This is a genomic window from Flavobacterium sp. PL11, from assembly GCF_035985025.1.
GTDB lineage: Bacteria > Bacteroidota > Bacteroidia > Flavobacteriales > Flavobacteriaceae > Flavobacterium.
Genome location: NZ_JAXCIA010000043.1, coordinates 1 through 18,312 on the forward strand (window position 1 = coordinate 1; position 18,312 = coordinate 18,312).

The following is an 18,312-nucleotide window of genomic DNA, read 5'->3' on the forward strand; positions in this document are numbered from 1 at the left end:
TATCGCCGTCACTTCGAGTGTTTTTATGTAGTGAAACGAAATAAAAATGTATCGCCGTCACTTCGAGTGTTTTTATGTAGTGAAACGAAATAAAAATGTATCGCCGTCACTTCGAGTGTTTTTATGTAGTGAAACGAAATAAAAATGTATCGCCGTCACTTCGAGTGTTTTTATGTAGTGAAACGAAATAAAAATGTATCGCCGTCACTTCGAGTGTTTTTATGTAGTGAAACGAAATAAAAATGTATCGCCGTCACTTCGAGTGTTTTTATGTAGTGAAACGAAATAAAAATGTATCGAGAAGCTACCTCGTCTACACAAATGTTCTCATTACACTTTTACTTTTAAAAGCTGTTGCAATTGAAATTAAAAAGACTCGAACTGACAATCAATTAAACATTGCGGATTTTCCACTTGTACAACAATTCATCCATCAAATAGTACAGTTCACTAGATATTATATATAAATTAAGACAAACTTTGATACTTTTATATTGTTGTAGCAACAAATTTAAATTAACCATAAATTAAATACTAAAAATCATGAAAAAAATAATTGTAAGTGCGCTTTTATTAACTGCTTCTTTCTCATTTTCACAAGTGACGATAAATGTCGAAATCAACGGTTTAAAAAACAATAAGGGTCAGATAATGATTGGGATTTATAACTCCGAAAAGACCTTCTTAGAAAAGACCTTCAGAGAAAATATCGCTTTAATAAAAAATAATAAGGCAACAGCAACTTTTACTAATCTTCCAGCTGGCGAATATGCCGTAAGTATTTTCCATGATGAAAATAGCAATCGAAAATTAGATATGAATTTTATGGGTATTCCCAAAGAAGATTATGCCGCTTCAAACGGAGCTAAAGGATTTATGGGGCCACCAAAATATGCAGATGCTAAATTTAAAGCTAATGAAAACAAAACGGTTGTATTAAAAATTTAAAGCAATTGTAATTCATCATAAGAATTCAACAGTTCAGTAACAATAAGTTTTAAAAAAAATAGAAACACCATACTTTTGAAATATATGTAAACAAAAAAATAACTAATGACCAATTCAAAACAATGAAATCATGACAAAAATTATTACGATTATCGCATTTTTTATCTGTAGTTTATTATCGGCTCAAGGCCAATTCGAACAAGGAATGGGAAAGGCGTTCCAACTTTGGAGCGAAGGGAAAAACACAGAAGCTTCTGATTTATTTGAAAGAATTGCAGCAGCTGAGAAAACAAGTTGGCTGCCCAATTATTATGTGGCTTTGCTAAATACAACAACTGCTTTTACAACTAAGGATAAAGAACAAATGACTTTATTACTCAGAAAAGCGCAAAAAGCGTTAGATGTTGAAATGGACAAAAATCTCAAGAACGCTGAATTACTTGTAATTCAAGCCATGATTGATACTGCGTGGATTGCAGCAGACCCAATGACAAACGGACAAAAATTATCAGGAAAAGTGATGGAGTTGTATGGAAAAGCACAAGCAATAGCACCAGAAAATCCTCGAGTTGTATTTAATAAAGCAGAATTCGAAATAGGCAGTGCTAAATTTTGGGGAACCGACACCAAACCTATGTGCGCTCAAATTGAAAAAGCGATTGGACTTTTTGCTACTTTTAAGCCTGAAACGCCTTTTTCTCCATCTTGGGGATTAGATAGAGCCATGGCTGCGATGAAAAATTGCACAAAATAAACTTTCAATATTTCATTTTATATTTCATCAATGTTCAATTTATTAATCAGGCAGGTACCACGAGCAATTATAATTTCGCTTACTATTTTTTTAGCGTTGCAGCTTGTGCGGTTCGTGATGGGAGTCAATATTATTTTTGACGTTTCATTATTGATCAATTTTGGTTACACAATGTTGTATAGTTTGAGTTTGTACTTTGCTAATGCTACGGTTTTTATTTTCCTAGATTCAGTTTATAAAAACAGTCGGTTTACGATTAACAGATTAGTTATTGGTTTTGTAAGCACATTTTTTATAACAATTCTTATCGTTTTTTTACTTCGCGTTTTTGAAGAAGTTATAATAGAAAAATCGACTTTTAATGATTATATCAATAATGAAAAGGCTAATAATTTTATTATTCCCGTAATCATATTTGTAGTCGTTTCTTTAGGTATTCATGCGTTTTATTTTTATAAAACTATTCAAGAAGTCAAAGTAAAAGAGCAGAAAATTATTGCAGGGACTGCTTCGGCAAAATTCGAAAGTTTAAAAAACCAAATTGATCCGCATTTTCTCTTTAACAGTTTAAACGTGTTAAGTTCTTTAATCGAAGAAAATCCAGATAATGCACAACGATTTACCACTTCGCTATCAAAGGTTTACCGTTATGTGTTAGAACAAAAAGACAAAGAATTAGTAAGCGTTGAGGAGGAATTGGCTTTCGCCAAAACGTATATGAACTTGCTTAAAATGCGTTTTGAAAATAGTCTTTTTTATGAGCTACCAAAAAATGTAATCGATCCTGAAGCTAAAGTTGTTCCGCTTTCATTACAATTGCTACTGGAAAACACAGTAAAACATAATGTTGTGAGTGAGCAAAGACCATTGCATATTCGCATTTTCATGAAGGATAACTATTTAGTTATTGAAAATGATTTTCAAAAGAAAGAAGTTTTACAAGACAGGCAAGGAGTGGGGCTTCAAAATATTATTAATAGATACGGAATTATCACTAATCGAAAAGTGCTAATCGAACAAAACGAAAAGGTGTTTACAGTAAAAATACCAGTATTAACTAAACAAATAAATAGTATGGAAATAGCAAATTATAATCAAGATACTGCTTTTTTTAGAGCAAAAGAACGAGTGGAGAAACTTAAAGGATTTTATGGAAATTTGACTTCTTATTGTATCGTCATTCCAATATTAATTATCATTAATTTGAATTCCCCACAAAATTTTCAGTGGTTTTGGTTTCCAATGTTAGGATGGGGAATGGGATTGACATTTCATGCTTTTGAAACATTTGGTTACGGAAAAACATGGGAAGAGAGAAAAATTCAAGAAATTTTGAATAAAGAAAAGACTGCAAATAGTAAATGGAAATAATTATGAAATGAGCATTACCTAGATTTGGTCGCCAACACCGATAGAGATATGCGAATTACATATTCAAATAAAAAACAAATATTATCTACGTATGAATATAGATACTGATTTCGAGAAATACCAAAAGGCAAAAAAAGAAGTAGAAGAAATTAAGGATTTTTATTTTCATTTATTAATTTATGTTTTAACAATCGGCAGCTTAATTTTTATCAACCTAAAATATTCGCCTGAGTATTTATGGTTTTATTGGACTGCGATAAGTTGGGGAATTGGACTCTTTTTTCATGCAGGCAAAGCTTTTAATTGGTTTCCTTTTTTTGGAAAAGATTGGGAGCAAAAAAAGATACAACAATTTATAGAAGAGGAAAAAAAACAATCAATTAAATACCAGTAAAATGACAACAGAAGAACAATCAAAGTATGAGAATGCGTTTAAAAGAGTAAAAAAAATCAAAGGATTTTATTCGCATTTATTGGTTTACATAGTAATCAATATCATGATCTTAATTGTCAACGTTCAACGTCTTGACAAAGGCGAAAATTACATTAGCTTTAAAAATTTTTCTACAGCCTTATTTTGGGGAATAGGTTTAGCAGCGCATGGATTATCTGTTTTTGGACCTAATTTAGTTCTAGGAGAAAACTGGGAACAAAGGAAGATTAAGGAACTAATGGAAAAAGAAAAATTAAACAAATACGAATAATTTAAAATACAAATTGACTGTAAAGAATTCGTTTCCCAACTTTAGATATACAAGATGAAAATAATAATAATTGAGGACGAAAAACCTGCTGCAAGGCTTTTACAGCGAAAAGTTGAAAAGTTAGGTTTGACTATAATGACGCTACTTCATTCAGTAGAGCAAGCCATTGCATGGTTTACTCATAATGAGCAGCCAGATTTAATTTTTCTGGACATTCAATTATCCGACGGACTTTCTTTTGAAATTTTTGAGCATTTTGCTTTAATTCAGCAGGAAATTAAAAGTGCTGTAATTTTCACTACTGCTTATGACGAATATGCGCTGAAAGCTTTTAAATTAAATAGCATTGATTATCTATTAAAACCTATAGATGAAGATGATTTACATGTAGCCGTTTCTAAATTTAAATGCAGGTTCCCTAAACAAGAGACGTTACAATTAGATTTTGACCAAATCAAAAAAATGCTCTCTAATCCATTTGATAAAAATTATAAAAAACGTTTTACAGTAAAGATTGGTCAACATTTAAAAGTAATTGCTATCGATGAAATAGAATGTTTTTATAGTGAAAATAAAGGAACATATCTCCACACTTTTGACAACAGAAGTTTTTTAATTGAATCAACTTTAGAGCTTTTAGAGCAGGATTTAGATTCCAAAGATTTTTTTAGAATCAGTCGAAAATTTATAATTCCTATGAAAGCAATAAAAGAAATTGTAATCTATAGCAACTCGAGATTGAAAATTATATTACCAACTTTTAAAGATGATGAGGTAGTTGTTAGTAGAGAAAAAGTATCCGATTTTAAAAATTGGATTGGTTAGTAATTTGCATAAAAAAACTGTTTCAAATAAAAAGTTGAATTCGTAACTTCTTAATTGAAACAGTGTATTTTTTAATTTAAAATTAATCAAATAAAGATTTAATTTCTTTCTCTGATTTTCCTAGTTTTTGCTGTAGTTTACCCCACATCTCATCTTCTTTTCCTTCTTCGTACATTAAATCGTCATCAGTTAGATCAGCAAATTTTTGTTTCATTTTTCCTTTTAACTCATTCCACTTTCCTTCAATCTCTTTTGAATTTGGCATAATTATTAAGTTTTAAATTATTGTTTGTTAATAACAAAATTCAACATTTAAAATCTAATCCTATTATACAATTTTACTAAAGAGTTGTATAATTAATTCTTTAGAAATTTAAACAAAATAAATAGCTATAATATTTAAGATTACTATTAATCGGACTAATGATAAATGTAAAATTAGGAAACATAATTGAAATGTCAACTATGCTTTAAAAGCAGTTTTCCTAATAGTAATCAAGACCGCAATAAATAAAGAATAAAAAATAAAAAATGGGATTATATATTTAATAAAGCCTAATGGTAATAATATAGCAATAATTAATAATTGAAAACCTAAACCGTAGATGCTTACAAATGTCATAAACCAATTAGGAAAGGACTTTACTTTATAAGCATCACTATCCATCTTGTGAATTATTTTATCATAAACACCGTAAACAATGGTATAAATTAGAAATAAAATATCAACTGATTTCTGATTTTCGCCAGGCAAAGCAGTTGGTGATTTATCTTCAAAAATCTTACTAGTGGTATCACCACCAACTGAATTATTTCTTAAAATCACATAATAGTAATTGTATAATGTTCCTTGTAATTGTATGCAAAAAAAAGCTAAAAAAGCAAGCCAATAACTTGAATTTGATACGTAACAAATTGTCATCAAAAATATAAAATTAAGAATAATGTCAAACACACTATCTAAATACCTACCAGTGTAAGAAGGTGTCTTTTTAAGTCTTGCTAATTCACCATCAGCAGCATCAATTCCTGATTTTAAAAGTATAAAAAAAGCGGCTAAATAGTATTGATTATGAATTATACAGTAAATAGCTATCAATCCAGAAAGGCCAAAAAGGAGTGTGACATGAATAGGAGTGAAGCGCGTGTTTTTTAATTGATTTGCAAGAAACGTCCCGAAAGGCCTTCCATAATCTGATAAATCTAAAAATTTATCTTGAGCAGCTAGTTTAGACATTTAAATTAGTAAGCATAGAAATGTGACAATATAGTCAGTGTTTTATTTTTTTTTATGTTTAAAAGACTCAACAGTCTTTTCTTACTTAACTTATCAGCATTACTTGGACAAGCGATGCAAAGTAAAAGTCATTGCAGTTAGTAATAGAAAAGCCATAATTTGATGAACAAGTCCTAACCATAAAGGCACGCCATATAAAAGGGTGAAAACTCCTAATATAAATTGCAAAAATACAAAAATAACTAAAGTATTCACACCAGTTTTTTGCAAATTGCTTAGCATGTATTTTTTACTTCTAATAAATAAAGCTACTATCAATCCCACAACAAAGTATGCCATTGTTCTGTGTACAAATTGTACACCACTTTTTCCTTCCACTAAATTGAGAAAAAGTGTTTTTTGTTCAATGAATACGCTATCGTGAATAAACTGTCCGTCGCTCATTAATGGCCAATGATTGTGTATTAATCCTGCATTTAAACCCGCAACAAATCCACCATAAATAATTTGAGCGATTAAAAAAACTAGTGAAACACGTGCTAGATTTCTCAATGGTTTAATAATTTCATTTCTAGAAGGATAGATTAAATCTAAAGCCACCCATAAAGTGTACGCAAATGTAATAAATGCAAAAGTAAGATGAATTGCTAATCTATAATGACTTACGTCAGGCATATCTTTAAGACCACTAGCAACCATAAACCAGCCCAAAAAGCCTTGAAAAGCACCCATTCCTAATAAGATAAAACATTTTTTTATTGTTGATTTATCTAAACGTTTCTTTATTAAAAAATAGATAAAGGGAATAATAAATACAAGACCAATAATTCTACCTATAAAACGATGAAACCATTCCCAAAAGAAAATAAATTTATAATCTTCTAATTGAAAATCTTTATACTGGTTTACAAGAAGATATTCTGGATATTTTTTATATTCTTCAAAATATTCAATCCATTTTTCTTGTGACATTGGTGGAAAAGTGTCATTTATTAAATGCCAATCGGTCATTGATAAACCGGAATTTGTCAGGCGCGTAATTCCACCTACAATAACCATTATAAACAATAATAAGCATCCTGATAATAGCCAAAAGATTACGTAAAAATTCTGTTTTTTCATTGTTATGATTAATTTTTGCAAAGATATTTCAAACCTGTTTATTTTTTAATTCAACAAGCGTTAATCTTTAGCCCAATCTTTGCTGCTCTTTTTATCATAAATTGATAGGCTGCTTGGTATTCGTTTGGAATTTCACCTTCTAATATTGCTTCTTTGATCGCTTCTTTTAGAATTCCAATTTCTTTGGAAGGTTTTAGATCAAAAAGAGTCATAATTTCCTCTCCTGATATAGGTGGCTGAAAATTTCGCACTTGATCTCGCTCTTCTACTTCAATTATTTTTTTTCTAACAATTTCAAAATTACTGTGGTACTTTTTAAACTTATTCGGATTTTTAGTGGTAATGTCAGCTTCACACAATGTCATTAAATTCTCTACATCTTCGCCTGCATCAAATACTAAGCGTCGCACTGCCGAATCCGTAACCAATTCTTGAGACAAAACTATAGGTCGTGAACTCATCATAACCATTTTCTGTACAAATTTCATCTTGTGATTCAATGGCATGTGCAATCGTTCAAATATTTTTTTCGCCATTTTACCGCCTAGAAATTCGTGTCCATGAAATGTCCAACCTTGTTTTTTAGTAAAACGTTTAGTTGGTGCTTTTCCGATATCATGAAGTAAAGCGGACCAGCGTAACCAAACATCATCTGTATTTGGACAAATATTATCTACTACCTCTAGCGTGTGATAAAAATTATTTTTGTGAGTGTGACCTTCAATTTCCTCAACATTGTTTAAGGCTGTTAATTCAGGCAAGATAATTTCTAAAAGGCCTGTTTTATACAGCAATAAAAATCCAATAGAAGGTTTATCAGTTAAAAGAATTTTATTTAATTCATCTACTATCCGCTCTCCAGAAATGATTTTAATCCTTTCTGCGTTCCTAGTAATTGAATTCAATGATTCAAATTCAATTTCAAAGTTCAATTGCGTTGCAAATCGTATTCCGCGTAACATTCGCAAAGGATCATCAGAGAAGGTAATGTCAGGATCTAAAGGAGTTTTCAGCGTTTTAATCTCGATATCTTTTAATCCGTCAAAAGGATCTACTAAATCGCCATAATTATTTGCGTTTAGAGAAAGAGCCAACGCATTTATCGTAAAGTCACGTCTGTTTTGGTCGTCTTCTAAAGTTCCGTTTTCAACAACAGGATTTCTACTGTCTTGATTATAGCTTTCCTTTCTAGCTCCAACAAACTCAATGTCAATTTCTTTGTAGCGCAACATTGCGGTTCCATAGTTCTTAAAAACTTGAACTTTAGGTTTGTTTGAAAGTAGTTCAGAAACTTTTAAGGCCAGTTCGATTCCGCTACCAACAGCGACAATATCAATATCTTTTTTAAAGTCTCTTTTCAAAATCAAATCTCGCACAAAACCACCAATCACGTAACTTTCTAAATTAAGTTCTTGAGAAGCTTGAGAGATGACTTCGAATATTTTATTGTTTAAGGCTTGCTTGTAATTCATGTTATTATACCGCAAATTCGCAAATTATTTTTTTGAATCTATAATGCGTTTATACTCTAGAGAAATTAGATTGAAATTTGTTAATAAAGCAAGTTTGTTTCCGGAAATCTTTAAATAATTTAGACACTGATTATAATGACTATTATTAAAACAATCAGTAGTTTTTATTTCAAGAATTATTTTACCATCAACGACAAAATCAGCATAAAATTTATGTTTTAAGATAGTGTTTTTGTAGGCAACAGAAAACTCTTTTTCTCTTTCGTAAGGTATATTATTCAACTGAAATTCATATTCAATAGCATCTTTGTAAACAATTTCAGAAAATCCTTTACCAAGATTTTTATGAACTTCAAAAAGAATCCCGACAATTTTATAGCATTCTTCCTTATATATAATATCGTCCATAATTGTAAGATTTAAATTTGCGAATTAGCGGTAAAATTACTTTCTTATGATTTTAACCTGACTGTCTAATCCTAATTTAATTATTGTCGACGGTTTTCCGCCTATTTTATCTCGCTGCAAATTTACAACATAGTCCACGCCTTTTAAAATTTCAGGACTAATTTCTTTAAAACTTTTTGGAGTAGGTTTCCCAGAAATATTTGCAGAAGTGGATACTAATGGCTTCTTCATTTTTTCCAATAGTTTAAAACAAAACGGCTCTTTTACTATTCTAATTCCTAAAGTATTGTCTGCGGCGATTAAATTTGCAGCGACATTTTTTGGTTTATCTAGAATTAGGGTTGTTGGATTCTCTGATAATTCAATTATTTGCCACGCCACTTCGGGAATGTCTGCAAATACATTGTGGATCATTTTATCACCATTCATAAGAACAATCATACTTTGTTCTTCGGCTCTTTTCTTCAATTTATATATTTTTGCCACAGCCTCTGGATTTGTGGCATCGCAACCAATTCCCCAAACGGTATCAGAGGGATAGAGGATTATTCCGCCTTCTTTTAATATTTCGTAAGCTTTATTGACTTCTTCGTTAATCATTTTAAAATATTGAATTGTTAAATAACTTTCTATTTTTGTGCACTGCAACTATTTGCAAAGATAACATTATGACAAAAATTAAAAAAATTAAAAAAATCGCAATTATTTCAACGCATTCTTTTGGTTATATAGATTTTATTGTTGAAAAATTAAATTCAAATGAAAGTGTGGATTTAACTTATGTAAACATCGATTCAATTGCATTTTCTTATAAAAATAATTTTGAAAGACTTATTAATCTTCTAACAAAAATCTTCTTTTCAAGAAATCTTAAAGAAAAAAATAGAACTGATTATATTACTGAGGTAATAAGGAATAAAGGTGCTTTTGATCAGATATTTATTATACGTCCTGATAAACTAGAAACAGAAGCTTTGATTTGTTTGCGTGAAAATGCTATTGAAATGAGCTGTTATCTATTTGATGGCATTGAAAATTATAAAAATCAGAAAAAAACTTTACACTTTTTTGACAGTATTTATAGCTATGATAGAAAGGATGTTGCCAAATATAATTTTATATTTTTAACAAACTATATATATGATGTAGTTATAGAAAATGTAATTCCAAAGCAACTTGTATTTAATATCTCTTCATTTGATAAAAGATTTTCATTTATTCAAAAAACAGCAAATTATTTAGAAGCTAGAGATATTTCATTTCTTTTTATGATTCGAAAAGGTATAGAAAGCAATGAAAATAAAATTACATTTATTAAAAATTATTTATCAATTGCTGAGGTTAAAAAATATATTTCAGAAAGTAAAATTTTACTAGATGTACAAAGAGAAAATCAGCAAGGTCTGAGTTTTCGCATTTTTGAGGCCTTGGGTTACAACAAGAAAATAATTACTAATAATGTGGATATTGTGAATTACGATTTTTATGACAAGAATAACATTTGGGTCCTATCAGAGGGCAATTATAAAATTCCTAATTCATTTTTTGAAACCGAGTATATTCCAGTTGCTCCTGAAATTTTACATAAGTACATGTTAGACAGTTGGTTAAAAACTATTTTTAAAGTAGAATAATGAATAAAAATATATTGCTTTTAAATACTTTTTAAGTTGTGTAATAGTGCAAAAAGATTATTTTTACTGCGAAAAAATTGATAAAATACGTAGATGAGAGTAATACATTTTACTGCTTCAAAAGTTTGGCGAGGTCACGAACAAATGATTATTGATATTTACGAGTCTTTTAGAGATAATAGCTTAGCCGAAAATCAATTAATTATTTGCCCTATAGATTCAGAAATCTTCCGATTTGCTACGTGTAAAAATTTAAATGTTCATGGTTTTGAATATAAATCAGAATATGATATAAAATTTGCTAAAAAACTTCACCAAATAGCAACTCACTTTACAGCTGATATTATGTTACTTCATAATAGTAAATCGCATACGTTAGCAGTATTATCAGCACTTTTTTTTGGATTGAATATTCCTTTAATATTGTTTCGAACGTTAATTAAAAATGTCGGCACTAATTTTCTAAGGAAATATAAGTACAACTACAAAGCTATAAAAAAGATTATTTGTATTTCTGATCCGGTTCTAGAAATCCTTAAATTTTCAGTTAACAATCATAGTAAATTGATCGTGATAGGAAGCGTAGTTGACACCGCTAATTTTATGTATAAAAAAAGAGTTGGTTTTCTTCATCAAGAATTTAATATCCCAGAGAATTTTAAGATTGTTGGTAATGTATCAGCATTTTGTAAAGTTAAAGATCACTATACATGGATAGATACAGCCGCAGAACTTTATAAAAGAGGTCTAAAAGCAAAATATGTATTAATAGGTGATGGTCCATTAGAGTTACAAATGAAAGAATATGCAAAATCTAAAGGTTTAGAGGATGAAATTATTTTTGCTGGGTTTAGAAATGACATTAACAGATGCCTACCAGAATTTGATTTGTTTTTATTTACCTCTAATAATGAAGCCACTGGCGGAGTAATTCTTGAAAGTTATGCCTGTAATGTTCCAGTTGTTGCTGCAAGAGCAGGCGGAATTCCAACACTTTTAATTGATAACGAGACAGGTCTGCTAGCGGAAGCTGGTAATGCGCAGGATTTCGCCGATAAATTAGAATTGCTAATTAATGACAATAAAATGCAGGAAAAATTTATATTGGCAGGTTCTAAATTTTTGATGGCAACGTCGACGCGTGAAATTATCGGAAAAAAAATAAGGGCAGTTTTAGATGACGTTTTAGTTAAGTATTAATTACTTATTAGTAGCAAAAATAAATTATGATTTACTTTATATCAGTTATTATTCTATTATTATTATTAGCATTTTTAGCATTTTTAAATTTTCAGTTTAAAGTACTTTTTGTGCCTTCAAATAAATTGCGAATTTTAGAATATCATTCTATTTCAGTGAATGGATTTGAAGATCAAATTACCATCAGCAAAGATCGAATAATAGAGCAATTTGAATACCTTAAAACGAATAATTATACTACACTTTGGCTCTCAGAGGTTAATGATTTCAAAGTCAAAAATCTCCCTATACCGCCTAAATCAGTAGTGCTCACATTTGATGATGGATTTGCAGATAACCACACTGAACTATATCCTTTGCTAGTAAAATATAATTTTAAAGCAGTTTGTTTTGTTGTATTAGGGCGGATAGGTCAGCAAGCAGATTGGGGCGGAAAATTCGTTAGTGAAAATATGACGATGATGAACAAGCTTCAATTAAAGGCGATTAGTTCACACATCGAACTTGGATATCATACATTTAAACATGATAATTATGCGTCCTTATCTTTGGACGAAATTGAAAAGGATTTACAACTTTGCCAGGAGGTAATTAAAAATGAGGAGCTGAACGTTTTTCCTGCATTAGCCTATACTTATGGTGGTTATTATAGAAAAAAGGGAATAAAGCAAGATCAATTCTTTCAAGTACTAGAGAAATATGGTATAAAGTACGCTTTGAGAATAGGAAACAGAATCAATATACTTCCGTTTAAGAACAATTATTTAATTCAAAGAATTGATATTAGAGGGAAAGATTCAATAAAAGATTTTAAAAAGAAAGTCATTTTCGGCAGAAAAAAAATCTTTTAAGTTTAAATGTTTTATTTAAGTTATTGGAATAATTCATGTAGGATTTATGTGTCATAACTTAATTACTTATATGACCTTAATTTAACAAAAAATAATTAACGTTTAAAAGTATGTTTTAAATATAATTTGAAGATTATGTTTAAAACTTATATGGCTTATATGATTAAAACAATGACATTATTTTCTTCTAATTACTTAAGTTGCTCTTTATAAACTTTAAGATATTCATTTGCTGCCATTTTCCAGTCGAAACTAGCTGCTCGTGCTTTTAGTACTCTTTCCATATTGTCCTTATGATTAAAAAAGTGATTTAAACCGTTTTCTAATACATCTTTCATATATTCAGGATCAAAATTATCCCAATAATAACATTGATCGCCGCCAATTTCAGGAAGAGAAGTTCTATTGGCTAAAAATACTGGTTTACCAAAGTGCATGGCTTCTATGGGAGGAAGTCCGAAGCCTTCGCGTAGCGATGGAAATACAAAAGCATGACATTTTGATAAATAAAATTGCTTTGCAACTTCATTTATTTTTCCAGTTAGAAAAACACGGTTTTCTAATTTATTTTTTATTATAAACTTGTTTATCTCTCTGCCATAGATGGTATTATTATTTCCAGAAAGGATCAAATTATATTCCTTTGTATGAAGCATCATTTTTACAATCGATAGAAAGTTTTTTCGTTCCAGAAAATTACTTATGGAATACAGAAAAGGTTTTTGAGTTGGGAAGGGTGAAATAAATTGAGTAATGTCATAAATAGTAGAGATTGGGTTTCCATTCAAAATGACATATTCTGGAATATCTGGTATTTTAAAGTATTGATGTGTTTGCTTTTTAGCATATTCAGAAATATATGTTATTGCTGTTGCTCTTTCTATTTTCTTTAAGAATAGTTTATTGACTTTATGATTCATATTAACAGAAACTTCTTCTACAAAATTGACATCATGAACAGTTAGTACATATTTATTATCATGAAAAGGTTCTACTTTAGAATTCTGATTCATAGAATGCCATAAATCATATTTTTTTCGATTTCTAAAAATGGGTATACGGGACAAATCAGTATATTTATGATACGAAAATGTATTACCAAATTCTATATTCAGTTCTTCGGGTTTATTAGAATTTAAAAAAATATTTAAATTATCAAATTCTAATTGAGCTAAACCTTTTATCAACTCGTAATTAAAAACTCCAAACCCAGTTGATTTGTTTTTAAGGTTGTGAGTTTCTAAAAATACAGTTTTATTCATCTGATCAATCATAAATTTGAATATAAAAGGTTTTTACAGAAAATAGCATCCACTATTAACCACTCAATAGAGTATTAGACAATGAAAAGGTGTGAAGGTTTAATTCTTTCAATTATTTTTAAGTATAAAAGATAGACTACCCAATAATACTTGCAATTAAAAGTTATTTTTAAAGACACTCAAAAATCAATTCATTAATTTTGTCCATTAATAATTATTAGATTATAGATGTTAATAACAGTCAATTTTAATTTCAAAGAGAAAAAAGAAGCAATTTTAGAGATCATTATAAATTTTAATTCAATTGGTTTTCTTTTTGGAGATGGTCAACGCAACAAGATTAAATTATTCGATTTAAATGGAAAAACAATTAATGTAAAATCTTTTAAAATTCCTAATATCATTAACCAAGTTGCTTATAAATATTTTAGGAAATCTAAGGCTCGAAGATCTTTCGAATACGCTAATAAATTAATTGAAAAAGGAATTGGAACGCCAGAACCAATAGGATTTGCAGAGAATTTTACTGTTTTTGGAATTGAAAAAAGTTTTTACATCAGTGAACATTTTCCCAGTGATTTGACATTTAGAGAATTAGTTCAGGTTCCTAACTATCCGAATCATGAAAATATACTGAGACAATTTACTAAATTCACATTCGATTTGCATGAAAAAGGAATTGAATTTCTGGATCATTCGCCTGGAAATACATTGATTCAAAAAGTTTCAGAAAATCAATATTCATTTTTCCTAGTTGATTTAAATAGAATGAATTTTCATGATACCATGGATTTTAATCTGAGAATGAAAAATTTTAGTAGGCTTACTCCAAAGAAAGAAATGATTGCTGTGATGAGTAATGAATATGCAAAGTTATATAGTATTCAAAACGAAGCAAATATTTTTGAAAAAATGTGGTTTTACACTACCGATTTTCAAGAAAAATTCCAACGAAAAATAGTTAGAAAAAAGAAACTTCTTTTTTGGAGATAAGTTTTTGAGACAAAATCATATTTTTGTCCTCAATGGAATTAATCACATTGTAATCTTAAACTAAATAATCATTTATGAAAGCATCAGTAATAATAAGTACCTATAATGCTGAGGCTTGGCTTGAGAAAGTGCTTATAGGTTTCAGTGTTCAAACAGAAAAAGATTTTGAGATAGTCATTGCTGATGATGGATCAGGTCCTGATACTAAAAAGTTAATTGATAGAATGAGAACTATATTTGTAAAGCCTATTATTCATGTTTGGCATAAAGATAATGGCTTTCAAAAAACTCAAATATTAAATAAAGCAATTATTAATGCTAATTCTAATTATCTTATATTCACTGATGGTGATTGCATTCCTAGAAAAGATTTTGTAGCTACGCACCTCAACTTTAAAGAAAAAGGCTTTTTTCTATCTGGTGGCTACTTTAAATTACCAATGTCTGTTTCAAATATAATTAGTGAAAATGATATTATTTCACAATCTTGCTTTGACAAGGAATGGTTGATAAAACAAGGTTTAAATACATCCTATAAAAATTTAAAGTTAAATGCCTCATCCATAGGAGCAAAAATTTTGAATGCTGTTACACCAACAAATGCAAGCTGGAATGGTCATAATGCATCAGGGTGGAAAAGCGATTTAATAGCCGTAAATGGTTTTAATCAAGAAATGCAGTATGGAGGTGAAGATAGAGAATTAGGAGAACGATTAATCAATATGGGATTAAATTCAAAACAAATTCGTTACAGCGCAATCTGTCTACATTTAGATCATAGTCGCGGTTACGTTAATGAGCAAGCATTGGCAAAAAATAAAGCAATAAGAAAGTTTACCAACGAGAATAAAATAATTAGAACGGATCATGGTATTGAATTTAGCCTCTGATAAATTTTAGTTTTTTCTAACAAATTCTTTTAATCTTGGTAAAATAAGCTCAGGTACAAAAGATTGATAGAGTTTTTCAGCTTCATTTTTCATTTCTTTAGCTGATTTATTTCCGTATAATTCGGGTTTAAAATCCTTTAAATGAACCGATATATTTGTCGTTTTATTTTCGAAAGAATTCCATGCTTCTTTAATAATCCATGTTGAAAATATAGTAAAAGTAGGTTTGTTAATTGCCTTAGCCATATTAATTGCACCACCTTCATTACCAATTAATGCATCACAATGATACATAAGAGATAAAAACGATCTAATATCTGTAGGCACTACATCAAGGTTAATAGCAGCTTTTGTTTCTATAGAACAGAAATTAAAAATTTTTCTAGCTTCTTTTTCTTGATTTGGCATATAATTAAAAAGTAAAGTCGCCTGAGTTTCTTTTACAATTTCATTTAAAACAGTAGCCATATAATTATAAGGATAGGTCTTGTTTTCACCACTCCCTAAAACACTAATCATATATATATTTTTAGAAAAATCGATATTTTTTTGTTTTAGAACAGCTTTACCATTTTCAATTTCTTGGGCAGTTAAAAATATTTTTGGTTTATTGATTAGTTTAGTATCTTTTCGTAAACTTGATAGTAGATTAAGTCGGTTTTCTATCGCACTACCTGCATTAGTAAGAGGAAGGGATATTTCTTTGACCGTTTCAGTGTAAATATATTTGGTGTAAAACTTGTAAAACCCAATTCTGATTTTTGCTGCACTAAAAGCAACAACTAAATTGCTCTCGAGTTTTCCATAAGCATCTATAACTATATCATATTTCTGCTTTTTAATACCTAATAAAAAGTGAAAAAAATCGCGTTTACTTTTACGATAATTTTCTTCAAATAAAAGTATGTTATCGACATCAGGATTATTTTCTAAAACAGGTACAGTAAATGGATATACTAAATAATCAACTTGACATTTGGGATATATTAACTTTACATTAGAACAGATGATACTACTGGCTAATACATCGCCTATCATTTTTTGTTGAATTACTAATATTTTCATTTAAACCTTCTTTTTTTGACATTGCAAATTGAAACAAAAAAAAACTATTTTTACAGATTATTATAAATAAAAATTCCAAATTCAAATTGACTTGACAATTTGAATTTGGAATTTAGAAAGCTCAAATTACAATTTATACCGCTACGTCATATTCTCTCAAAGCATTGTTTAAAGAGGTTTTTAAGTCAGTAGATGGTTTACGTGTTCCAATAATTAGAGCACATGGAACTTGAAAATCTCCTGCTGGAAACGACTTTGTATAACTCCCAGGAATTACTACCGAACGAGCGGGAACAAAACCTTTCATCTCAACAGGAGTATCACCTGTTACATCTATGATTTTTGTAGATGCAGTTAAACAAACATTGGCACCAAGTACTGCTTCTTTTCCTACGTGAACACCTTCAACTACGATACAACGAGAACCTATAAAAGCACCATCTTCAATAATAACCGGAGCCGCTTGTAATGGTTCAAGAACACCACCAATTCCTACACCACCGCTTAAATGTACGTTTTTGCCAATTTGAGCACAACTTCCTACTGTAGCCCAAGTGTCTACCATCGTTCCTTCATCAACATAAGCACCAATATTTACATAACTAGGCATTAAAATAACGCCGCTAGAAATGTATGCTCCATATCGTGCAACTGCATTTGGCACTACACGAATTCCTTTTTCAGCATAACCTCTTTTTAAGAGCATTTTGTCATGGTATTCGAAAATTCCAGATTCCCATGTTTCCATTTTTTGAATTGGAAAGTACATCACAACGGCTTTCTTAACCCATTCATTTACTTGCCAAGAACTTGCACTGAGCGAAGTCGAAGTATCAGTAACTGGCTCCGCTACACGTAATTTACCAGTATCTAGTAATTCAATAACTTCTCTGATAGCATCAGTAGTTTTTGTTTCTTGTAACAATGCACGGTTTTCCCATGCTTGTTCTATAATTGATTGTAATTCGTTCATTGTTGATATTTTTTTTGCAAATATACCAATTTTAGAACACAGCAAAAAAGAGAATTCAGATGGAAAATGTTATATATTTGTATTTCAAAGTAGTGAGTTATGGAAACCATAAGATTAGAATTTCAGCCAAAAATAAAAGCTAAAATCTTAGAATTATTGAGCTCGTTTTCTTCTGATGAATTGAAAATAGTTCAGGAAGATGAAAATTTTGATGATAATAAGAGAAAATTGCATATCGCATATGCTAAATTTAAAAGTGGAAACGAAAAAATGTATTCAATTGACGAAGTTGACGCCTATTTGGATGAAACATTTTCTGAATATGATAGTTAGTATTTCAAGTAATTTTCGAAAATTATTGACTGAACAAGTTCGTTATATTTATAAAGATAAACCCAAGGCAGCTTTGAAATTCAGGAAAGATTTGCTTAAGAATATCAAGAAAGATTTAAAGGAACCATTCCATTTCAAAAAATCTAGATATTTTGAAAATGAAAATATAAAAGATACGAGGTCAGTAGATAATTTCATATCTTGCAACTCAACAAAATAGGGGAATTATGGATTTATTTACAGGACAAAACCTTTTAGAGTTTGCTGAAC

The 18,312-nt window shown here is 29.7% G+C and carries 21 protein-coding genes; 12 read left to right on the forward strand and 9 right to left on the reverse strand.

Translation table 11 applies throughout. The annotated features are described in order from the left end of the window. Nucleotides 1-543: 543 nt before the first annotated feature. From RCH18_RS15005 to RCH18_RS15030, 6 genes are all read left to right on the forward strand, one after another. Nucleotides 544-948 (forward strand): DUF2141 domain-containing protein, encoded by a 405-nt coding sequence (locus tag RCH18_RS15005; protein ID WP_326937586.1) that lies wholly within the window; start codon nt 544-546, stop codon nt 946-948. Between the two features lie 130 nt (nt 949-1,078). Then, the gene (locus RCH18_RS15010; protein ID WP_326937587.1) at nt 1,079-1,702 is read left to right on the forward strand and encodes a hypothetical protein; all 624 of its coding nucleotides are present in this window, start codon (nt 1,079-1,081) and stop codon (nt 1,700-1,702) included. 30 nt (nt 1,703-1,732) lie between these two features. Beyond that, a complete protein-coding gene (locus RCH18_RS15015) occupies nt 1,733-3,073 on the forward strand; it encodes a 2TM domain-containing protein (protein ID WP_326937588.1) in 1,341 nt (446 codons plus the stop codon). Between the two features lie 91 nt (nt 3,074-3,164). Next, complete coding sequence (locus tag RCH18_RS15020) at nt 3,165-3,467, forward strand: 2TM domain-containing protein (RefSeq protein ID WP_326937589.1); 303 nt, start codon at nt 3,165-3,167, stop codon at nt 3,465-3,467. A 1-nt stretch (nt 3,468) separates the two neighbouring features. After that, complete coding sequence (locus RCH18_RS15025; protein ID WP_326937590.1) at nt 3,469-3,777, forward strand: 2TM domain-containing protein; 309 nt, start codon at nt 3,469-3,471, stop codon at nt 3,775-3,777. A 54-nt stretch (nt 3,778-3,831) separates the two neighbouring features. Continuing rightward, entirely contained in the window at nt 3,832-4,602 is a 771-nt protein-coding gene (locus tag RCH18_RS15030) for a LytR/AlgR family response regulator transcription factor (RefSeq protein ID WP_326937591.1), read from the forward strand. 82 nt (nt 4,603-4,684) lie between these two features. Here the strand turns inward: RCH18_RS15030 and RCH18_RS15035 are convergent, their stop codons facing one another. The 6 genes from RCH18_RS15035 to RCH18_RS15060 form a co-directional block, all read right to left on the reverse strand. Continuing rightward, a complete protein-coding gene (locus tag RCH18_RS15035) occupies nt 4,685-4,867 on the reverse strand; it encodes a CsbD family protein (protein WP_326937592.1) in 183 nt (60 codons plus the stop codon). A gap of 198 nt (nt 4,868-5,065) precedes the next feature. Then, a complete protein-coding gene (locus tag RCH18_RS15040; protein ID WP_326937593.1) occupies nt 5,066-5,839 on the reverse strand; it encodes a CDP-alcohol phosphatidyltransferase family protein in 774 nt (257 codons plus the stop codon). Nucleotides 5,840-5,938: 99 nt separating this feature from the next. Further along, nucleotides 5,939-6,961: a COX15/CtaA family protein gene (locus RCH18_RS15045; RefSeq protein ID WP_326937594.1), complete on the reverse strand. Its 1,023-nt coding sequence runs from the start codon at nt 6,959-6,961 to the stop codon at nt 5,939-5,941. Between the two features lie 50 nt (nt 6,962-7,011). Further along, complete coding sequence (locus RCH18_RS15050; RefSeq protein WP_326937595.1) at nt 7,012-8,433, reverse strand: CCA tRNA nucleotidyltransferase; 1,422 nt, start codon at nt 8,431-8,433, stop codon at nt 7,012-7,014. A gap of 24 nt (nt 8,434-8,457) precedes the next feature. Next, entirely contained in the window at nt 8,458-8,841 is a 384-nt protein-coding gene (locus RCH18_RS15055; RefSeq protein ID WP_326937596.1) for a GxxExxY protein, read from the reverse strand. Nucleotides 8,842-8,877: 36 nt separating this feature from the next. Beyond that, on the reverse strand, nt 8,878-9,441 hold the full coding sequence (locus RCH18_RS15060; RefSeq protein WP_326937597.1) for an L-threonylcarbamoyladenylate synthase: 564 nt from the start codon (nt 9,439-9,441) through the stop codon (nt 8,878-8,880). Between the two features lie 68 nt (nt 9,442-9,509). On the opposite strand from RCH18_RS15060, the gene RCH18_RS15065 reads away from it, so the two are divergent. The 3 genes from RCH18_RS15065 (at nt 9,510) to RCH18_RS15075 (ending at nt 12,526) form a co-directional block, all read left to right on the forward strand. Beyond that, the gene (locus RCH18_RS15065; protein WP_326937598.1) at nt 9,510-10,475 is read left to right on the forward strand and encodes a hypothetical protein; all 966 of its coding nucleotides are present in this window, start codon (nt 9,510-9,512) and stop codon (nt 10,473-10,475) included. 93 nt (nt 10,476-10,568) lie between these two features. Beyond that, nucleotides 10,569-11,675, forward strand: a complete 1,107-nt coding sequence (locus RCH18_RS15070; RefSeq protein WP_326937599.1) for a glycosyltransferase — start codon at nt 10,569-10,571, stop codon at nt 11,673-11,675. Nucleotides 11,676-11,701: 26 nt separating this feature from the next. After that, nucleotides 11,702-12,526, forward strand: a complete 825-nt coding sequence (locus RCH18_RS15075) for a polysaccharide deacetylase family protein (protein WP_326937600.1) — start codon at nt 11,702-11,704, stop codon at nt 12,524-12,526. A 191-nt stretch (nt 12,527-12,717) separates the two neighbouring features. Here the strand turns inward: RCH18_RS15075 and RCH18_RS15080 are convergent, their stop codons facing one another. Then, on the reverse strand, nt 12,718-13,788 hold the full coding sequence (locus RCH18_RS15080; protein ID WP_326937601.1) for a glycosyltransferase family 4 protein: 1,071 nt from the start codon (nt 13,786-13,788) through the stop codon (nt 12,718-12,720). Nucleotides 13,789-14,016: 228 nt separating this feature from the next. On the opposite strand from RCH18_RS15080, the gene RCH18_RS15085 reads away from it, so the two are divergent. Next, nucleotides 14,017-14,781 carry a lipopolysaccharide kinase InaA family protein gene (locus RCH18_RS15085; RefSeq protein ID WP_326937602.1) on the forward strand — a complete coding sequence of 255 codons (765 nt, stop codon included), beginning with the start codon at nt 14,017-14,019 and terminating at the stop codon, nt 14,779-14,781. A gap of 74 nt (nt 14,782-14,855) precedes the next feature. Beyond that, nucleotides 14,856-15,671: a glycosyltransferase family 2 protein gene (locus RCH18_RS15090; RefSeq protein WP_326937603.1), complete on the forward strand. Its 816-nt coding sequence runs from the start codon at nt 14,856-14,858 to the stop codon at nt 15,669-15,671. Nucleotides 15,672-15,677: 6 nt separating this feature from the next. Here RCH18_RS15090 and RCH18_RS15095 read toward each other — a convergent pair whose 3' ends face one another. Continuing rightward, nucleotides 15,678-16,736 (reverse strand): glycosyltransferase family 9 protein, encoded by a 1,059-nt coding sequence (locus RCH18_RS15095; RefSeq protein WP_326937604.1) that lies wholly within the window; start codon nt 16,734-16,736, stop codon nt 15,678-15,680. Between the two features lie 133 nt (nt 16,737-16,869). Beyond that, a complete protein-coding gene (locus RCH18_RS15100; RefSeq protein WP_326937605.1) occupies nt 16,870-17,709 on the reverse strand; it encodes a 2,3,4,5-tetrahydropyridine-2,6-dicarboxylate N-succinyltransferase in 840 nt (279 codons plus the stop codon). A gap of 99 nt (nt 17,710-17,808) precedes the next feature. Between RCH18_RS15100 and RCH18_RS15105 the strand changes: the two genes are divergently transcribed. Further along, nucleotides 17,809-18,042, forward strand: a complete 234-nt coding sequence (locus RCH18_RS15105; protein ID WP_326937606.1) for a hypothetical protein — start codon at nt 17,809-17,811, stop codon at nt 18,040-18,042. Nucleotides 18,043-18,312 lie beyond the last annotated feature (270 nt).

Excerpts from the sequence above, each read along its gene's own strand:
- RCH18_RS15005 (WP_326937586.1), top strand. The coding sequence starts at position 544 with ATGAAAAAAATAATTGTAAGTGCGCTTTTATTAACTGCTTCTTTCTCA.
- RCH18_RS15010 (WP_326937587.1), top strand. The coding sequence starts at position 1,079 with ATGACAAAAATTATTACGATTATCGCATTTTTTATCTGTAGTTTATTA.
- RCH18_RS15015 (WP_326937588.1), top strand. The coding sequence starts at position 1,733 with ATGTTCAATTTATTAATCAGGCAGGTACCACGAGCAATTATAATTTCG.
- RCH18_RS15020 (WP_326937589.1), top strand. The coding sequence starts at position 3,165 with ATGAATATAGATACTGATTTCGAGAAATACCAAAAGGCAAAAAAAGAA.
- RCH18_RS15025 (WP_326937590.1), top strand. The coding sequence starts at position 3,469 with ATGACAACAGAAGAACAATCAAAGTATGAGAATGCGTTTAAAAGAGTA.
- RCH18_RS15030 (WP_326937591.1), top strand. The coding sequence starts at position 3,832 with ATGAAAATAATAATAATTGAGGACGAAAAACCTGCTGCAAGGCTTTTA.
- RCH18_RS15035 (WP_326937592.1), bottom strand. The coding sequence starts at position 4,867 with ATGCCAAATTCAAAAGAGATTGAAGGAAAGTGGAATGAGTTAAAAGGA.
- RCH18_RS15040 (WP_326937593.1), bottom strand. The coding sequence starts at position 5,839 with ATGTCTAAACTAGCTGCTCAAGATAAATTTTTAGATTTATCAGATTAT.
- RCH18_RS15045 (WP_326937594.1), bottom strand. The coding sequence starts at position 6,961 with ATGAAAAAACAGAATTTTTACGTAATCTTTTGGCTATTATCAGGATGC.
- RCH18_RS15050 (WP_326937595.1), bottom strand. The coding sequence starts at position 8,433 with ATGAATTACAAGCAAGCCTTAAACAATAAAATATTCGAAGTCATCTCT.
- RCH18_RS15055 (WP_326937596.1), bottom strand. The coding sequence starts at position 8,841 with ATGGACGATATTATATATAAGGAAGAATGCTATAAAATTGTCGGGATT.
- RCH18_RS15060 (WP_326937597.1), bottom strand. The coding sequence starts at position 9,441 with ATGATTAACGAAGAAGTCAATAAAGCTTACGAAATATTAAAAGAAGGC.
- RCH18_RS15065 (WP_326937598.1), top strand. The coding sequence starts at position 9,510 with ATGACAAAAATTAAAAAAATTAAAAAAATCGCAATTATTTCAACGCAT.
- RCH18_RS15070 (WP_326937599.1), top strand. The coding sequence starts at position 10,569 with ATGAGAGTAATACATTTTACTGCTTCAAAAGTTTGGCGAGGTCACGAA.
- RCH18_RS15075 (WP_326937600.1), top strand. The coding sequence starts at position 11,702 with ATGATTTACTTTATATCAGTTATTATTCTATTATTATTATTAGCATTT.
- RCH18_RS15080 (WP_326937601.1), bottom strand. The coding sequence starts at position 13,788 with ATGAATAAAACTGTATTTTTAGAAACTCACAACCTTAAAAACAAATCA.
- RCH18_RS15085 (WP_326937602.1), top strand. The coding sequence starts at position 14,017 with ATGTTAATAACAGTCAATTTTAATTTCAAAGAGAAAAAAGAAGCAATT.
- RCH18_RS15090 (WP_326937603.1), top strand. The coding sequence starts at position 14,856 with ATGAAAGCATCAGTAATAATAAGTACCTATAATGCTGAGGCTTGGCTT.
- RCH18_RS15095 (WP_326937604.1), bottom strand. The coding sequence starts at position 16,736 with ATGAAAATATTAGTAATTCAACAAAAAATGATAGGCGATGTATTAGCC.
- RCH18_RS15100 (WP_326937605.1), bottom strand. The coding sequence starts at position 17,709 with ATGAACGAATTACAATCAATTATAGAACAAGCATGGGAAAACCGTGCA.
- RCH18_RS15105 (WP_326937606.1), top strand. The coding sequence starts at position 17,809 with ATGGAAACCATAAGATTAGAATTTCAGCCAAAAATAAAAGCTAAAATC.